Origin of the sequence: Pseudomonas sp. IT-P12, from assembly GCF_949767465.1 — a bacterium.
Lineage (GTDB): Bacteria > Pseudomonadota > Gammaproteobacteria > Pseudomonadales > Pseudomonadaceae > Aquipseudomonas.
The window spans coordinates 221,367-236,728 of record NZ_CATKPY010000021.1 but is presented as its reverse complement, the minus strand read 5'-3'; the positions used below and the strand labels follow the sequence as shown (position 1 = coordinate 236,728).

Below are 15,362 nucleotides of genomic sequence, written 5' to 3'. Positions count from 1 at the left end.
CCATTGAATGAAGCAGCACGATGTTCACCACCGCCGCGTTGAACGGTCGATCGGCGTTGGCGTCATGTTGGAGGCGGTGGTGCGCGTCGCTGGGAGAGGGCATCCGGGCTCCTGCTGGATGAGGGTTTTGTTTATCTTTCATAATCCGTTACAGCAGTATTTATTTAACCCGCAGCCCCTGTCTAGTGAATTTTTGCGAGGTTCTTTACCGCATTAACGGGGGGCGAAACGCCCGTCAGCCTTGGGTTACATGCATGTCGGTCCGTCTTGTAGGCCTTCGCTGACAAGGCTGTCGGAGATGGCTGGTTATGTAGCAGGCAAGTGCATCGTTTCGATGGGCAGCGAAACCCCCGCCGTGGCCTTTCTTGCGGCACAATGGCCCATGAATGATGGCCTCATGCTGTTGCTTTTCCTTAAACCGAGTGATCTTTCGTGCAGTCGACCCGTTTGACTCTGTTGTGCCACGCCAGAACCGTCGCACAAAAATTGGCGCGCTTTCCTACGGATGAACCGGTGGAGATGGATTGGCAATCGGCCAGTGGCTCCCTGGGCCGTCAGTTCAAGGGCAGGCCACGTCTGTTCAGTGCCCCGGAACTGCGCGCGCGACAAACCGCCGCCTTGTTCGGCAGCGACGCGGTGATTGTCGAGGCGTTGAGGGACTGTGATTTCGGACGCTGGAACGGTGCCCGGATTGGCGACCTGCAAACGTCCGAGCCCGAAGCGCTGCAGGCCTGGTTCGATGATCCGTTGGCGGCGCCTCACGGTGGCGAGTCGGTGGCACAACTCATCGAGCGGGTGGGCGCCTGGCTGGAGACACTGCAAGCGACACCGGGACCTATCGTCGCCATTACCCATCCCTTTGTCGTGCGCGCGGCGTTGACCCGGGTTTTGCACAGTCCGGCATTCAACCTGATCGATGTTGAACCGCTGTCAGCCATCGAGCTGCGGTTCAATGGACGCTGGCGCCTGCGATTGCCAGGTGCGGACCTTGAGGATCCCTGTTCATGAAAAAACTGATGGTCATCGGCATCGGTGCCGGCAACCCCGACTACATCACCCTGCAGGCCGTGAAGGCGCTGAACCGGGTGGATGTGTTTTTCCTCATGGACAAGGGCCAGAGCAAGGACAAACTGATCGACCTGCGGCGCGAGATCTGCGAGCGCTACATCAGCGATCACGTCCACCGGTTTGTCGAGGCGCACAGCCCGGAGCGTGAGCGCGGTGAGGTGGATTACACGAGCAGTGTGCAAGAGCTGAACCTGGCCAAGCAGTTGACCTTCGAACGGCTGATCGATGAGGAACTGTCCGACGACGAGTGCGGCGGCTTCCTGGTGTGGGGCGACCCGGCGTTATACGACAGCACGATCCGGATTCTGCAGGCGATTCTCGCGTCGGGGCGATGCGCGTTCGAATTCGAAGTGATTCCCGGCATCACCAGCGTTCAAGCGTTGGCGGCGCAGCACAAGGTGCCGCTGAACAGTATTGGCCGCTCGATCGAAATCACCACGGGTCGTCGGTTGGCCGCGGGGCAAGTGAGCGATACCGACAGCCTGGTGGTGATGCTCGATGCGCAAGATGCCTACCGGCAGGTGGCAGACCGCGAGACGCAGATTTACTGGGGCGCTTATCTGGGCACGCCGGATGAACTGCTCATCAGTGGCCGGCTCGAGGACGTGGCGGATGAAATCGAGCGGGTGCGCAAGGCGGCGAGGGAGGCCCATGGGTGGATCATGGACACCTATCTGTTGCGCAAGCCTTGATCAAACGGAACTGGCCTTGATCCCGCGCCCAAACCGCTCCCGGTACACCGACGGCGGCACGCCGACCACCGTGCGAAACGCCACCCGAAAGCTTTCCAATGAACGATAACCACACTGCCCGGCCACCTGCTCGGTGCTGTGCCCCGTGCTTTCCAGCAGTTCCCGGGCCCGTGCCAGGCGTTCATGCTGCAGCCAGGCCTTGGGCGGCAGGCCGGTGGCTTCGGTGAACCGGCGCAGGAAGGTTCTTTGGCTCATGGCCGCCTCGCTGGCCAGGTCGCGCACTTCGAGCGGGGCGTGCAGGCGCTCCCGCGCCCACTGCATGACGCGCGAGAGATCGCTGCGCGGCGTCGGGCTGACCGGGGTCGGAATGAACTGCGCCTGGCCGCCGGTGCGTTGCGGCGACATCACCAGTCGCCGCGCCACGCTGTTGGCCACTTGCGTGCCGTAATCCCGCGCTACCAGATGCAGGCAGGCGTCGATGCCGGCCGCGCTGCCCGCCGAGGTGATCAACTGGCCCGAGTCGACGTAGAGCACGTCCGGGTCGACCAGAATGTTCGGAAACCGTTCGGCCAGTTCCGTGGTGTAGCGCCAATGGGTGGTGGCGCCGTGGCCATCGAGCAAACCGGTGGCGGCCAGCACGAACACCCCCGAGCAGATCGACAGCAACCGCGCGCCGCGTGCGTGGGCCTGGCGCAGGGCCTCGATCAACACATCGGGCACCGGGGCGCTGCGATCGCGCCAGCCGGGAATGATGATGGTCCGGGCGTCGGCCAGCAATTCCAGGCCACCGTCGGCCAGCACCCGGATGCCGCCCATGGCGCGCATCGGGCCCTGATCGACGGCGGCAATGCGGTGTTCATACCAGGGGAAATCGAATTCCGGCCGCGCCAGGCCGAAGATCTCCACGGCAATCCCGAATTCGAACGTGCAGAGGCCGTCGTAGGCCAGAATGGCGACTGATCCTGGGTTGGGCTGCATTTGGCGGAAAGTTCCCGGTGAGTGTCTTGTGCGCCACTTTAGCCGCAAGTCAGCGGCGGATACAGTCTTCTCACACCCACGAACCCTGGAGTACCGCCCATGACCAGTCTGGTCCGCAAGATTCCTGCCGCGCCTTCGGCCATTGCCCTGATGCATTTCAGCAACCGCCTGACCTTTGAAACCGACTGTTCCGACGTCTACGGCAGCCAGCAGGCGGGGGAGGTGGATTTTGTCCTGGTGGATGTGCGCGGTCCGCTGGCGTTCGAACGCGGTCATGTGCCAGGTGCGATCAACCTGCCGGGACGACTGCTGACGGCTGAAGGGCTGGCAGGCTACGGGACCTCCACATTGTTCGTGGTCTACTGTGCCGGCCCCCATTGCAACGGCGCCAACAAGGCCGCAGTGAAGCTGGCGGCGCTCGGTTACCCGGTCAAGGAAATGATCGGCGGGGTGACCGGTTGGCTGGACGAAGGGTTTGCGTTGAGCGCCCCGGTACAACGGCCAGCCGCGACGACGATTGGCTGCGATTGCTGAGCCAGCGGCGGGCGAATCCTCTCGAGGATGCGCTCGCCTTTTTTATAAGTATTTGTCGCCTATGCACAATTTGCCCGTGTAAAGCCGCTCTAGACTGCCCGCCACTTCGGTCGTAACCCATAACAAAGCGCTGACCGAAAGCGATCAATCGAATGCTGCCAATATAAAAGCCTCCGTACACGGGAGTTATAAATGAAGAAGCTAGTGATGTTCGGTGCCCTGGCACTGTCGATGTTGTCCCTGACCGCTGTGGCCGATGACGCCAAGCCGATCCGCATCGGTATCGAAGCCGGCTACCCGCCATTCTCGATGAAAACCCCTGACGGCAAACTCACCGGTTTCGATGTCGACATCGGCGATGCGCTGTGCGAGCAGATGAAAGTCAAATGCACCTGGGTCGAGCAAGAGTTCGACGGCCTGATTCCGGCCCTGAAGGTCAAGAAAATCGACGCGATTCTGTCGTCCATGACCATCACCGACGACCGCAAGAAAAACGTCGATTTCACCATCAAGTACTACCACACCCCGGCGCGCTTCGTGATGAAGGCCGGCACCGATATCAAGGATCCGCTGACCGAACTCAAGGGCAAGAAAGTCGGTGTACTGCGCGCCAGTACCCATGACCGCTTCGCCACCGAAGTGCTGGTACCGGCCGGTATCGAGCTGGTGCGCTACGGTTCGCAGCAGGAAGCCAACCTGGACATGGTCTCCGGTCGTGTCGACGCGCTGCTGGCGGACTCGGTCAACCTCGACGACGGTTTCCTGAAAACCGACGCAGGCAAGGGCTTTGCCTTTGTCGGCCCGACCTACGAAGACGCCAAGTACTTCGGCGGCGGCGCCGGGATCGCGGTGCGCAAGGGCGACAAGGAGCTGGCGGACAAATTCAACACCGCCATCACTGAAATCCGCGCCAACGGCAAGTACAAGCAAGTGCAGGACAAGTACTTCGATTTCGATGTTTACGGCCATTAATACGCCGTAGAAAAAAGTGGCCTCCGTTGACGCGGTGGCCACTTTTTTTGTTTTGGTTCCAGGATGAGAACTCTGTGGGAGCGAGCCTGCTGGCGAAGACTTTCGTGCATTCAACCTCGCGATTGACTGACACAACGGCTTCGCCAGCAGGCTCGCTCCCACAGGTCATCTCGAAGTTTTCAAGTATCAGGAGTTCGCCCATGCAACGCATCGACCACCCGCTACCCTGGAGCCACCTGGGCACCGAACGGACCCTCAGCGTGTTTCGTTACGGTACGGGTGCACGCAAGGTCTATATCCAGGCCAGCCTGCACGCGGACGAACTGCCGGGCATGCGCACCGCCTGGGAACTGAAAAAACGCCTGGCCGAACTCGAAGCTTCGGGGCACCTGCAAGGCGTGGTCGAACTGGTGCCGGTGGCCAACCCCATCGGCCTCGATCAGCACCTGCAAGGCAGTCACATGGGCCGTTTCGAACTCGGCAGCGGCCAGAATTTCAATCGCTCGTTCGTGGAATTGAGCGCGCCGGTCGCGCAGCTGATCGGTGATCGCCTGGGCGCCGACGCCCAGGCCAACGTTGCACTGATCCGGCAGACCATGACCCGGGTGCTCGACGACCTGCCTGCACCTGCCTCGCAGCTGGAAGCCCTGCACCGCCTGTTGTTGCGCCACGCCTGCGATGCCGACATCACGCTTGATCTGCACTGTGATTTTGAGGCGGCCATCCATATTTACGCCTTGCCGCAGCACTGGCCGCAGTGGCAATCACTGGCGGCGCGGTTGAAGGCGGGTGTGGCGCTGCTGTGTGAAGATTCCGGTGGCAGCTCCTTCGATGAGTCCTGCTCTTCGCCCTGGTTGCGCCTGGCCAGGGCTTTTCCCGAGGCGGCGATTCCTCCGGCCAATCTGGCGACCACCCTTGAGCTGGGCAGTATGGGCGACACCCGCGTCGATCAGGCCCAGGCCAATTGCGAAGCGATTCTCGGGTTCCTGGCCGAGCAGGGGTTCATCCAGGGTGACTGGCCGGCGGCGCCGGATGAGTGCTGCGAAGGAATGCCGTTCGAAGGCACGCAATACCTGTTCGCACCGCACCATGGTGTGGTCAGTTTTCTGCGCGAGGCCGGTGAGTGGGTCGAGCAGGGCGATGCCCTGTTCGAAGTGGTCGATCCGTTGAACGACAAGGTCACCACCGTGCGTGCGGGAACCCGCGGGGTGCTGTTCGCCATCGATCGTGGTCGCTACACCCAGCCGGGCACCTGGCAGGCGAAGGTCGCGGGGCGCGAGCCGATTCGGGTCGGGAAGTTGATCAACGACTGACTGGACACGGAATCGCGAGCAGGCTCGCTCCCACAGGGATTTGAGGGGTATTCCCGTGGGAGCGAACCTGCTCGCGATGGCGGCATCAGCCGCAGCGAAAATCCCCCGATCAGCTTCACGGTGTTAGGCTCTGCCCCGAATCCTGCGCTTTGTGAAGGAAGGCTCATGTTGAAAGTGCTTGCTCTGCTGACGTTCCTGGCGTCCGCCGCCGTCCACGCCCAAACCACTCTGCACACCGACCTGCCGCTCAAATACCTGGAGCAGGTACATCCCGATTCCGTCGATCAACCCCTGGTGATTTTCCTCCACGGCTACGGCAGTAACGAGCAGGACCTGTTCGGCATCAAGGACGAGCTGCCGGCCGGATACAACTACCTGTCGGTGCGCGCACCGATCGTGATGGAAGAAGGCAGTTATCAATGGTTTCGCCAAAAAGGCCAAGGGGCTTACAACGGTGAGACCGATGACCTGAAGGCCAGCGGTCAGGTGCTGCTGGACTTCATCGCCCAGGCTGCGAAGAAATATCACACGCAACCGGCCAAGGTTTACCTGGTGGGTTTCAGCCAGGGCGCGATCATGTCCTACGAGGTGGCGCTGCGTCACCCCGAGGCCGTGGGCGGGATTGCCGCGTTGAGCGGGCGGATTCTGCCCGTGCTCAAGTCCGAGCTCAAACCACAGGTGCAACGCCAGTCACTGGCGATTTTCATCGGGCATGGCACGGCGGATAAACGCCTGCCTTTCAACGATGGCACCGAGGCTGACAGCCTGTTGCAGGGGTTGTCACTCAAGCCCGAGTTTCACGCCTACCCCGGTGTCGGACACACCATCAGTGCCGCCGAAATGCAGGACTTGAGTGCCTGGTTGCAGCGCCTCAACCCCTGAGCCTTACTTGCCCGAGACGATCTGCTTGACCAGCGCTTCGTGGCCGGCATTGTCGCTGAGACGGGAAATCACCTGAACCAGGGCCATGCGCGTGCCCGAGGCGGCCATCAGCGTGGTGTCGAGGGTCTTGCCACCGCCCTGGGTGGCGGTGCTGTCGATCTGCCGCAGCCCCAGGCCGGTGCCTTTCTGCGTGAGGCTTTTCTCGCTGAGCTGGGTGAAATCCGGCAGGGCCTTGGCTTGCTGGGTCGAGAAGTCGGCTGCCGTGGCATCGAGAAACTCGCCGTCGTTGTCCTTGGCGTTGACCCCACCGGGAATGGTGTTCTCAGCCGCGATCACCACGGTCTTGGTGGTTTCGTTGGTGTACATCGTGCCGGTTGCGCCCGTCGCATCGGGTGGCAGGGGATTGGCGACGAACCCCTTGGGCAGGGTGAATTTGAATTTGTTGCCCAGCATCGACACGCTCTGCGGCGCGTCCTTGGCCGCGGCCTTGGCAGCCTGCGCGTCCATAGCCCCCAGGCTGGCCATCGCCAGCAGCAGGACAACGGCTTTTTTACTCAACAGTGACATTCGCAATCTCCAGGGTTGTCGCGGTGGGGGGCGATCATCCCATGGAGGTTGTGAAGCATCCAGCGCGGGCTAACGGACGGTTGGGTGACGTTCCCGGGCAGCGCTGGGTTGGCGCGACGCGATGAGGGGTCATTCGTTCGACGCCGTCGAAGGCCTGGTCCCGGGATTGGCTGATTTGGCCAGCAACCGTCGGGTGACGCCGAGCATCGCCACGGACACTGCGACGCCGAGGGCAAACCCGCTCAGGCCCATGCCGGGCAGTGCCAGCGCCACCACCAGGCAAAACGCTGCAAACGAGTACATCCCGGTCGCGGTGGCCTGCAACAACGCGGCGGTGAACGCCGGCCCACGGCTTTGCTGGGAAAACACGGCCATCACGCTGCCCAGCACCGGGAACACCGCGAGCAGACCGCTCCAGCGGTCGCCGACCGTGCTCGCCAGCAACGTGACTGCCAGGGTCAGCAGTGCACCGGCGATCATGCGCAACAGCAATCTATCGGACTTCGGTGCCGGGCCTGAAACCTGCGGCTGCACGCTGGGGAACAGGAACGGCGCCGCGAGCAGTGCGGTGGCAGCGGCGATCACCGAGAACATCAGCGACGGAGCAATCAGCGACAGCGCCATGGCGATGACCGCCCAGACCAGCAACGAAACCCCCAGCGCCCACGGCCACCCGGCCCGTTGCGCGACCTGAGCGTAAGTGACGCAGAAGGCGATCATCGCAACCATCGCCGACAACGCAGCCGTTGCCGAACGGGCGGCAAACAGTTCGCCTTGCTCGACAGCGAGGAAGAACAGAATCGGTCCCACCACCACCGGCAACCCCGACAACCAACCGGCAACGCTCGGGCCCCAGCGTTTACCGGCCAGAGAAATGAGCAGGAGAAATCCGGGAATCACCAGCAATTTGAGCAACAGCACATGCACCTCCGGGTTGGATGAAGGACCACGTTAGCATTGAGCTCGAAGAATTACGCCAATTATCAATATTTTTGTATACAAAAATATCTGCCTTAATAATTGTACAAAAACATGTTTCGCGTATAAGTTTTCAGAAGGTAATCGAGAATGGCTGAACCCCATGAACCCATCAGGATGGCGCCGACAGCTCAGTGTTTCATTGCTTCTGATGGCGTGGGGCACGCACACCCTGGCCGCGTGGCAGGAGGTCGTGCCGGGTGCGCGGATCATCGGCACCGGTGAGTTTCGGGTGTTTGGTTTCGACGTGTACAACGCTCGGCTCTGGAGCGCGGCGCGGCCATTGACGCTGGATCAACCCTTCGCTCTGGAACTGATTTATCAGCGCAGCATTGCCCGTGAAGACCTGGTGCAGGCCAGCGTCGATGAAATCCAGCGGTTGTCCGGCACGTCGGTGAGCGCCGGGCAACTTGAAGAGTGGAAGGTGCAGATGCAGCGGTCGTTCGTCGATGTTCAGGCCGGTACGCGCATCACCGGCGTGTATTTGCCGGGGCAGGGCGCGCAGTTCTATGTCGGCCAGCAGCGGCAGCACGAAGTGAAGGACCCGCAATTCGCCCGGGCTTTTTTTGCGATCTGGCTCGACCCGCGCACGCGCAATCCCGATTTGCGCCAGCAGTTGCTGGGCAATGCCAAAGACTGAGGGTTTGATCATGTTGAAGAGACTGTTGATGGTGTTGTGTGTCTGCCTGGCCGGTTGCGGTGGCGTCGATGTGCAGCAGTACGAAGCGCAGAATCCCCGGCTCGACATGCCCGGCTTCTTCGTCGGCCGGGTGGACGGTTGGGGTATGTTCCAGAAGCGTTCGGGGGAGGTGGTCAAGCGTTTTCATGTGCTGATCAACAGCCGGATGGAAGGGCCGAATCTGATCATGCATGAGGACTTTACCTACAGCGACGGCACGAAGCAGACCCGCGTCTGGACGGTACGCCCCGACGGCCCTGGCCGTTGGCGCGGCACGGCGGGCGACGTGGTGGGCGAGGCCGGCGGCGAGTCTGCGGGTAACGCGCTGCACTGGCGCTACGTGCTGAGCCTGCCGGTCGACGGCAAGGTGTATGACGTGCACATGGATGACTGGATGTACCTGATTGATGAAAACACCCTGGCCAATCGCACGGCGATGACCAAGTTCGGCTTTGAGGTGGGCCAGGTGACGTTGTTCTTCCGCCGTCACGGCGCCTGATCCCCAGCGAATGCCTCTTGGGCGTTCGGGCTGAAACGTCTAAGCTGCGCCACTCCACTTGTTTCTGGATGTGTGTGTGAAATTCAGTTTGCCCAAAATCGCCACGGCGCCGTTTTGTCCACCCGAAGTGGCGGGCAGTGTCGCCGTCGATCCTCGCGCGTCATTCTTCAAGCGGGTCCTGCGCTTCGCCGGCCCGGGATTGCTGGTGTCCATCGGCTACATGGACCCGGGCAACTGGGCGACCGCGATCGAGGCCGGTTCGCGATTTGGCTATAGCCTGTTGTTCGTGGTGCTGCTGGCAAGCTTGGCGGGGATGGTGGTGCAGTGCCTGTGTTCGCGCCTGGGCATCGCCACGGGACGCGACCTGGCGCAGCTGTCCCGCGAGCGCTACAGCACCCGGACCGCACGAACCCAATGGGTGCTGGCGGAAATCTCGATCATCGCCACCGACCTCGCCGAAGTGCTCGGCTGCGCGCTGGCGTTCCACCTGCTGCTGGGCTGCTCGCTGAGCGTCGGCATTGCCCTCACCGCGTTTGACACCTTGTTGGTACTGGCCCTGCAGAACCGTGGCTTTCGCCGACTGGAAGCGATCATGCTGGTGCTGGTGGGCACCATCGGCGCGTGCTTCTTCGTTGAACTGCTGTTGATCAAGCCGTACTGGCCGGACGTTGCCCGTGGCTTCACACCGTCGCTGTCCGCCATTGGCGACGCCGCGCCGCTGTACCTGGCCATCGGAATTCTCGGGGCTACGGTGATGCCGCACAATCTGTACCTGCACACCTCGATCGTACAGACGCGGATGATCGGCAAGGACCTTGCCAGCAAGCAGGACGCGGTGAAGCTGGCGCGCATCGACACCATCGGCTCCCTGGCGCTGGCGCTGCTGGTCAACGCGGCCATCCTGATTCTCGCGGCGGCGGCTTTCCACAAGACCGGGCACACCGACGTGGTGGACATTCAGGATGCCTACCACCTGCTCGACCCTCTGGTGGGCGGGGCGCTGGCCAGCGTGTTGTTCGGCGTCGCCTTGCTGGCTTCGGGTCAGAGTTCGACGTTCACCGGCACCATCGCCGGCCAGGTGATCATGGAAGGCTACCTGAACCTGAGGATTCCCTGCTGGCAGCGGCGTCTGATCACACGCGGACTGGCGCTGATCCCGGCGTTCATCGGTGTCTGGCTGATGGGCGACAACGCGATCGGGAAATTGCTGGTGTTGAGTCAGGTGGTGTTGAGCCTGCAATTGCCGTTTGCCCTGTACCCGTTGATTCGCATGACCAACGATCACCGGTTGATGGGACCATTTGTCAATCGGCTGCCGACGCGGGTGTTGGCCTGGGGATTGTTTGTGGTGATCAGTGGGGCCAACAGCTGGCTGATTCTGCAGTTTCTGGGGTGATCGTTCGGACCTCGATCGCCGCCAGGTCGAATCGTCTTACCGTCGCTCCCAGCCTTTCACAGACCCAAAAAAGAACCCGGTGCACCCAAGGTGCACCGGGTGTTTTGCCAGGCTGCGACGGATCGTCGTGGGTCCCCGTGCAGCCTGTTGAACGCGCCTGGCTTACGCCCGTTCGAGCGCCAGTGCCACGCCCTGACCACCACCGATGCACAGGGTGGCGAGGCCTTTTTTGGCGTCGCGCTTGATCATTTCATGCAGCAGGGTCACCAGCACGCGGCAGCCCGAAGCACCGATCGGGTGGCCGAGGGCGATAGCGCCACCGTTGACGTTGACCTTGTTCAAGTCCCATTCCAGGTCCTTGGCCACGGCCAGGGACTGGGCGGCGAAGGCTTCGTTGGCCTCGATCAGCTCAAGCTGGTCGATGGACCAACCGGCCTTGTCCAGGCAGCGGCGGGTGGCCGACACCGGGCCAATGCCCATGATCGCCGGGTCCACGCCGGCATTGGCGTAAGCGGCGACTTTCGCCAGCACCGGCAGGCCCAGGGCCTTGGCTTTTTCCGCGCTCATCAGGATCACCGCGGCGGCGCCATCGTTGAGCGAGGACGCGTTACCCGCCGTCACCGAACCGTCCTTCTTGAAGGCTGGCTTGAGTTTGCCCAGGGATTCGGCGGTGGTGCCGGCCCGTGGCTGCTCGTCGGTGGCGAAGGACAGCGGATCGCCCTTGCGCTGAGGGATCAGGATCGGCGTGATCTCATCGACGAAACGCCCGGCTTCGATGGCGGCCGTGGCTTTCTGCTGCGAGGCGGCGGCAAAGGCGTCCTGCTGCTCGCGGCTGATGTCATATTTTTCCACCAGGTTTTCGGCGGTGATGCCCATGTGGTAATCGTTGAACGCATCCCACAGGCCGTCGCTGATCATGGTGTCGACGATTTGCGCGTGACCCATGCGCAGGCCGGTGCGGGCGCCGGGCATCACGTAGTTGGCCAGGCTCATGTTTTCCTGGCCGCCGGCGATGATCACATCGGCATCGCCGCAACGGATTGCCTGGGTGGCGAGGTGCAGGGCCTTGAGGCCCGAGCCGCACACCTTGTTCAGGGTCATGGCAGGAACGGCGAAGGGCAGGCCAGCCTTGATCGAAGCCTGGCGCGCGGGGTTCTGCCCGGCGCCGGCGGTCAATACCTGGCCCATGATCACTTCATCGACTTCGGCGGGGTTCAGGCCGGTTTGCGCCAGCAACTGACGGATCACCGCAGCGCCCAGGTCCACCGCGGACACATTGGCCAGCGAACCCTGGAAACTGCCGATCGCGGTGCGCGTGGCGGCAACAATGACGACTTCTTGCATGGAATGATTCCTCACTGAGCAGCGAACTGCATTTCCGGAACGTGCTCTGGCACGATCAGTTTACCGGCGGTCTTGGCGACGATCTCTTCGACGCTGACCCCGGGTGCACGCTCCTTGAGAATGAACGCGCCGTTTTCGATTTCCAGGTAGGCCAGGTCGGTCAGCACGCGCTTGATGCAACCGGCGCCGGTCAGCGGCAGGCTGCACTGGGACAGGAGCTTGGATTCACCGTCCTTGGACGCGTGGGTCATGATGACAATGATGTTGTCGGCGCCCGCCACCAGGTCCATGGCGCCGCCCATGCCTTTCACCAGTTTGCCGGGAATCATCCACGAGGCGATGTTGCCTTGCACGTCCACTTCGAAGGCGCCCAGTACCGTCAGGTCGACATGGCCGCCGCGGATCATCGCGAAGGATTCGGCCGAGGAGAAGATCGATGCGCCGATGCGCGCGGTCACGGTCTGCTTGCCGGCGTTGATCATGTCGGCATCGATGGTTTCTTCCGTAGGAAAAGGACCCATGCCCAGCAGGCCGTTTTCCGATTGCAGCATGACTTCCATGCCTTCGGGGATGTAGTTGGCGACCAGGGTCGGAATGCCGATGCCCAGGTTCACGTAGTAGCCGTCCTGCATTTCGCGGGCGACGCGTTGAGCCATTTGTTCGCGGGAAAGTGCCATTGTTGTTATTCCTTCATTCGGTCCGGGGGCAGGGGATCACTTACGCACGGTGCGCTGTTCGATGCGCTTCTCGAACGTGCCGCAGATGATCCGGTCGACGTAGATGCCGGGGGTGTGGATCTGCGCCGGGTCCAGCTCGCCGGGTTCGACGATTTCTTCGACTTCGACCACGGTGATCTTGCCGGCGGTGGCGGCCAGCGGGTTGAAGTTCTGGGCGGTGTGGCGGTAGATGACATTACCGAAATGGTCGGCTTTCCAGCCCTTGACGATGGCGAAGTCGCCGGTAATGGACTCTTCCATCAGGTACTTGCGACCCTTGAATTCACGCACTTCCTTGCCTTCGGCCACCGGGGTGCCGACGCCGGTGGCGGTGAAGAACGCCGGGATGCCGGCGCCGCCCGCGCGCATTTTTTCGGCGAGCGTCCCTTGCGGGGTCAGGATGACTTCGATTTCGCCCTTGAGCAGTTGCTCTTCGAACAGCTTGTTCTCGCCGACGTAGGAGGCCACCACCTTGCTGATCTGCCGGTCTGTCAGCAGCACGCCGAGGCCGAAGCCGTCAACGCCGCAGTTATTGGAAACCACGGTAAGGTCGCGAGTGCCCTTGCGCTTGATCTCGGCGATCAGGTTTTCCGGAATCCCGCACAGGCCAAAGCCGCCGGCGATCACGGTCATGCCGTCTTCAAGACCTGCCAGTGCTTCCTCGTAGGAACTCACGCGCTTGTCGAAACCTGCCATATGCACCTCTTTTATTCTTTGTGGGCGGCTGGCTAGCCGTATGGAATGAAGTGTCTCGCCGGGATATTCATTTGTTAAGTTGATTTTTAAGGTTGATTGATTCATAAAACTCAACAAATAGCTGGCTCAATCGTGCAGCGACGAGCCTGTAGCTTACAACGGAGTACCTCGACATGACCGTGAAGCAGATCCGCGCCTTTCTGGCCGTGGCCCAGAGCCTGAGCTTCGCTGTGGCTTGCGAGCGTCTGCACCTGTCGCAATCGGCGCTGAGCCTGACCATCAAGGCGCTGGAGGAGGGGCTGGGCGGACGTCTGTTTACCCGCAACACGCGCAACGTGGCGCTGACGGCCGAGGGTGAAGCGCTGGTGCCGCTGGCCCGACGCCTGATTGCCGACTGGGACAATGCCGAGGATGAGTTGCGCCAGCGTTTTACCCTGCAGCGCGGGCGCGTGACCCTGGCGGCGATGCCGTCGTTTGCCGGCAACCTGTTGCCCCCGATCCTCAAGACCTTTCGCGCCCGCTACCCGAAGGTCAACGTCACTGTGAATGACGTGATCAACGAGCAGGTACTGGAGCTGGTGCGCGACCGTCAGGTCGAACTGGGGGTGGCATTCGAGCCCACCATGAGTTCGTCGCTGGAGTTCACGCCGTTGTACCGCGACCGGTTTGTCGCGGTGGTGCCGCTGGATTCAGCCTTTTCATCCCGGCAGGACATCGACTGGCAGACGCTGCTCGAACAGCCGTTCATCACCCTGCAACGACCGTCCACCGTGCGGGTGATGCTCGAAGAGCACTTGCAGGCGCGGGGGATGAAGTTGCCGGTGGAATTCGAGAGCCATCAGTTGGCGACGGTGGGGCGGATGGTCGCCAGCGGCCTGGGGGTGAGCGCGGTGCCGGCGCTGTGCGCCGGACAGATGCGCGAACTGGGCGCGCAATGCATCACCCTGCGTGACCCGGTGGTGGAGCGGGCCATTGGCGTGCTGACCAAGCCGGGCGTCGAGCTGTCGGCGGCGGCGCAGGCGTTGTTCGATATTCTCAAGGCGGAAAACTGTGGGGCGCGGCTACCGGGCTGAAGAAACCCGATCAAAATGTGGGAGCGGGCTTGCTCGCGAATGCGGTGGGTCAAGCCACATATTTGTCGACAGCCACATCGCCTTCGCGAGCAAGCCCGCTCCCACATTTTAGATCCGGTTGTATCAGGGGCTAAGTAGACAGTCTCTGGACCAGCAACGGCAACAGCCGCTCGCAAGACCCTTCTATCTTCAGGTCGAGCAGGTCATCCGCCCGGGTCTTGCCCAGGTTGATCGCGATCAACGGCTTGCCGTGGTCCGCCACCGCCCGGCACAGGCGGAAGGCCGAATAGGCCATCAACGACGACCCCACCACCAGCAACCCTGCGGCTTTCTCGACCGTCGCCATGGCTTTGGCCGCTGTCGGTTGCGCCACATTCTCGCCGAAGAACACCACGTCCGGTTTCATCCGTTCCCCGGCGCAGTGCGGGCAATGCGGCACCTGGAAACGTGCTTCGAAGGCGGCATCGAGCAAGGTGTCGCCATCCGGTGCCTGCACGGCATCGACGCCGGCCAGGTAGGGGTTTTGCGCCTCCATCACCTGCTGGATCGAGTCCCGCTCGCTGCGTTGCCCGCAGTCCAGGCACAACACCCGGTGCAGGCTGCCGTGCAGTTCGATCACGTCGCGGCTGCCGGCCTGGTCGTGCAGGGTGTCGACGTTCTGGGTGATCAGGCCGCCGATCTGCCGCGTGCCTTGCAACGTGGCGAGGGCTTCGTGAGCCGCGTTCGGCTGGGCCAGGCGCACCCGTGGCCAGCCGAGCATTGCCCGCGCCCAGTAACGGCGCCGGGATTCGGGAGCGGAAAGAAACTCTTGGTACATCATCGGTTGCCGGCCGCGACGTACGCCCTGGTTGTCGCGGTAGTCCGGAATCCCCGACGGGGTGCTGATGCCGGCCCCGGTCAGGACCGCAAACGGTTGGTCGGCCATCAGTTGCCGGAGTTGGTCGAGTTGTTCGCGGGTACGGCTGTCGAGCATGT

The 15,362-nt window shown here is 62.3% G+C and carries 17 protein-coding genes; 10 read left to right on the top strand and 7 right to left on the bottom strand.

What is annotated here, in order from left to right:
- The first annotated feature begins 432 nt into the window (after positions 1-432).
- Both ACM6IM_RS10090 and cobF read left to right on the top strand, forming a co-directional pair.
- Complete coding sequence (locus ACM6IM_RS10090; protein WP_414865035.1) at positions 433-1,008, top strand: histidine phosphatase family protein; 576 nt, start codon at positions 433-435, stop codon at positions 1,006-1,008.
- Entirely contained in the window at positions 1,005-1,760 is a 756-nt protein-coding gene (gene cobF, locus ACM6IM_RS10085; protein WP_414865034.1) for a precorrin-6A synthase (deacetylating), read from the top strand. Before ACM6IM_RS10090 ends, cobF begins: the two co-directional genes overlap by 4 nt.
- Here cobF and ftrA read toward each other — a convergent pair whose 3' ends face one another.
- Complete coding sequence (gene ftrA / locus ACM6IM_RS10080; protein WP_414865033.1) at positions 1,761-2,738, bottom strand: transcriptional regulator FtrA; 978 nt, start codon at positions 2,736-2,738, stop codon at positions 1,761-1,763. It abuts the gene before it with no gap.
- Positions 2,739-2,837: 99 nt separating this feature from the next.
- Here ftrA and ACM6IM_RS10075 point away from each other — a divergent pair, with 99 nt between their 5' ends.
- The 4 genes from ACM6IM_RS10075 to ACM6IM_RS10060 all read left to right on the top strand — a co-directional run bounded on the left by ACM6IM_RS10075 (position 2,838) and on the right by ACM6IM_RS10060 (position 6,439).
- The gene (locus ACM6IM_RS10075; RefSeq protein WP_414865032.1) at positions 2,838-3,272 is read left to right on the top strand and encodes a rhodanese-like domain-containing protein; all 435 of its coding nucleotides are present in this window, start codon (positions 2,838-2,840) and stop codon (positions 3,270-3,272) included.
- A 192-nt stretch (positions 3,273-3,464) separates the two neighbouring features.
- Complete coding sequence (locus ACM6IM_RS10070) at positions 3,465-4,244, top strand: ABC transporter substrate-binding protein (RefSeq protein WP_201189027.1); 780 nt, start codon at positions 3,465-3,467, stop codon at positions 4,242-4,244.
- A 200-nt stretch (positions 4,245-4,444) separates the two neighbouring features.
- On the top strand, positions 4,445-5,557 hold the full coding sequence (locus ACM6IM_RS10065) for a M14 family metallopeptidase (RefSeq protein WP_201189025.1): 1,113 nt from the start codon (positions 4,445-4,447) through the stop codon (positions 5,555-5,557).
- A gap of 165 nt (positions 5,558-5,722) precedes the next feature.
- A complete protein-coding gene (locus ACM6IM_RS10060; protein WP_414865031.1) occupies positions 5,723-6,439 on the top strand; it encodes an alpha/beta hydrolase in 717 nt (238 codons plus the stop codon).
- Between the two features lie 3 nt (positions 6,440-6,442).
- Here ACM6IM_RS10060 and ACM6IM_RS10055 read toward each other — a convergent pair whose 3' ends face one another.
- Both ACM6IM_RS10055 and ACM6IM_RS10050 read right to left on the bottom strand, forming a co-directional pair.
- Positions 6,443-7,006: a hypothetical protein gene (locus ACM6IM_RS10055; protein ID WP_414865030.1), complete on the bottom strand. Its 564-nt coding sequence runs from the start codon at positions 7,004-7,006 to the stop codon at positions 6,443-6,445.
- A 129-nt stretch (positions 7,007-7,135) separates the two neighbouring features.
- The gene (locus ACM6IM_RS10050) at positions 7,136-7,927 is read right to left on the bottom strand and encodes a hypothetical protein (RefSeq protein WP_414865029.1); all 792 of its coding nucleotides are present in this window, start codon (positions 7,925-7,927) and stop codon (positions 7,136-7,138) included.
- Positions 7,928-8,135: 208 nt separating this feature from the next.
- Between ACM6IM_RS10050 and ACM6IM_RS10045 the strand changes: the two genes are divergently transcribed.
- The 3 genes from ACM6IM_RS10045 (at position 8,136) to ACM6IM_RS10035 (ending at position 10,558) form a co-directional block, all read left to right on the top strand.
- Positions 8,136-8,624 carry a chalcone isomerase family protein gene (locus ACM6IM_RS10045; RefSeq protein ID WP_414865487.1) on the top strand — a complete coding sequence of 163 codons (489 nt, stop codon included), beginning with the start codon at positions 8,136-8,138 and terminating at the stop codon, positions 8,622-8,624.
- Positions 8,625-8,634: 10 nt separating this feature from the next.
- On the top strand, positions 8,635-9,162 hold the full coding sequence (locus ACM6IM_RS10040) for a DUF3833 domain-containing protein (protein WP_192301561.1): 528 nt from the start codon (positions 8,635-8,637) through the stop codon (positions 9,160-9,162).
- 76 nt (positions 9,163-9,238) lie between these two features.
- Complete coding sequence (locus ACM6IM_RS10035; RefSeq protein WP_414865028.1) at positions 9,239-10,558, top strand: Nramp family divalent metal transporter; 1,320 nt, start codon at positions 9,239-9,241, stop codon at positions 10,556-10,558.
- 162 nt (positions 10,559-10,720) lie between these two features.
- Here ACM6IM_RS10035 and ACM6IM_RS10030 read toward each other — a convergent pair whose 3' ends face one another.
- From ACM6IM_RS10030 to ACM6IM_RS10020, 3 genes are read right to left on the bottom strand one after another with little or no spacing between them, the layout of a single operon-like run.
- Positions 10,721-11,902 (bottom strand): acetyl-CoA C-acetyltransferase, encoded by a 1,182-nt coding sequence (locus ACM6IM_RS10030; RefSeq protein WP_192301559.1) that lies wholly within the window; start codon positions 11,900-11,902, stop codon positions 10,721-10,723.
- Between the two features lie 11 nt (positions 11,903-11,913).
- Positions 11,914-12,579, bottom strand: coding sequence for a CoA transferase subunit B (locus tag ACM6IM_RS10025; protein WP_192301558.1), 666 nt, complete (start codon positions 12,577-12,579; stop codon positions 11,914-11,916).
- A 36-nt stretch (positions 12,580-12,615) separates the two neighbouring features.
- The gene (locus tag ACM6IM_RS10020; RefSeq protein ID WP_077047594.1) at positions 12,616-13,314 is read right to left on the bottom strand and encodes a CoA transferase subunit A; all 699 of its coding nucleotides are present in this window, start codon (positions 13,312-13,314) and stop codon (positions 12,616-12,618) included.
- Between the two features lie 173 nt (positions 13,315-13,487).
- Between ACM6IM_RS10020 and ACM6IM_RS10015 the strand changes: the two genes are divergently transcribed.
- On the top strand, positions 13,488-14,387 hold the full coding sequence (locus tag ACM6IM_RS10015) for a LysR family transcriptional regulator (protein WP_192301557.1): 900 nt from the start codon (positions 13,488-13,490) through the stop codon (positions 14,385-14,387).
- A gap of 130 nt (positions 14,388-14,517) precedes the next feature.
- Here ACM6IM_RS10015 and ACM6IM_RS10010 read toward each other — a convergent pair whose 3' ends face one another.
- The gene (locus tag ACM6IM_RS10010; RefSeq protein WP_414865027.1) at positions 14,518-15,360 is read right to left on the bottom strand and encodes an NAD-dependent protein deacetylase; all 843 of its coding nucleotides are present in this window, start codon (positions 15,358-15,360) and stop codon (positions 14,518-14,520) included.
- Positions 15,361-15,362 lie beyond the last annotated feature (2 nt).

Coding starts and splice junctions, on each gene's coding strand:
- cobF (WP_414865034.1), top strand. CDS start 1,005: ATGAAAAAACTGATGGTCATCGGCATCGGTGCCGGCAACCCCGACTAC.
- ftrA (WP_414865033.1), bottom strand. CDS start 2,738: ATGCAGCCCAACCCAGGATCAGTCGCCATTCTGGCCTACGACGGCCTC.
- ACM6IM_RS10075 (WP_414865032.1), top strand. CDS start 2,838: ATGACCAGTCTGGTCCGCAAGATTCCTGCCGCGCCTTCGGCCATTGCC.
- ACM6IM_RS10070 (WP_201189027.1), top strand. CDS start 3,465: ATGAAGAAGCTAGTGATGTTCGGTGCCCTGGCACTGTCGATGTTGTCC.
- ACM6IM_RS10065 (WP_201189025.1), top strand. CDS start 4,445: ATGCAACGCATCGACCACCCGCTACCCTGGAGCCACCTGGGCACCGAA.
- ACM6IM_RS10060 (WP_414865031.1), top strand. CDS start 5,723: ATGTTGAAAGTGCTTGCTCTGCTGACGTTCCTGGCGTCCGCCGCCGTC.
- ACM6IM_RS10055 (WP_414865030.1), bottom strand. CDS start 7,006: ATGTCACTGTTGAGTAAAAAAGCCGTTGTCCTGCTGCTGGCGATGGCC.
- ACM6IM_RS10045 (WP_414865487.1), top strand. CDS start 8,136: ATGGCGTGGGGCACGCACACCCTGGCCGCGTGGCAGGAGGTCGTGCCG.
- ACM6IM_RS10040 (WP_192301561.1), top strand. CDS start 8,635: ATGTTGAAGAGACTGTTGATGGTGTTGTGTGTCTGCCTGGCCGGTTGC.
- ACM6IM_RS10030 (WP_192301559.1), bottom strand. CDS start 11,902: ATGCAAGAAGTCGTCATTGTTGCCGCCACGCGCACCGCGATCGGCAGT.
- ACM6IM_RS10025 (WP_192301558.1), bottom strand. CDS start 12,579: ATGGCACTTTCCCGCGAACAAATGGCTCAACGCGTCGCCCGCGAAATG.
- ACM6IM_RS10020 (WP_077047594.1), bottom strand. CDS start 13,314: ATGGCAGGTTTCGACAAGCGCGTGAGTTCCTACGAGGAAGCACTGGCA.
- ACM6IM_RS10015 (WP_192301557.1), top strand. CDS start 13,488: ATGACCGTGAAGCAGATCCGCGCCTTTCTGGCCGTGGCCCAGAGCCTG.
- ACM6IM_RS10010 (WP_414865027.1), bottom strand. CDS start 15,360: ATGCTCGACAGCCGTACCCGCGAACAACTCGACCAACTCCGGCAACTG.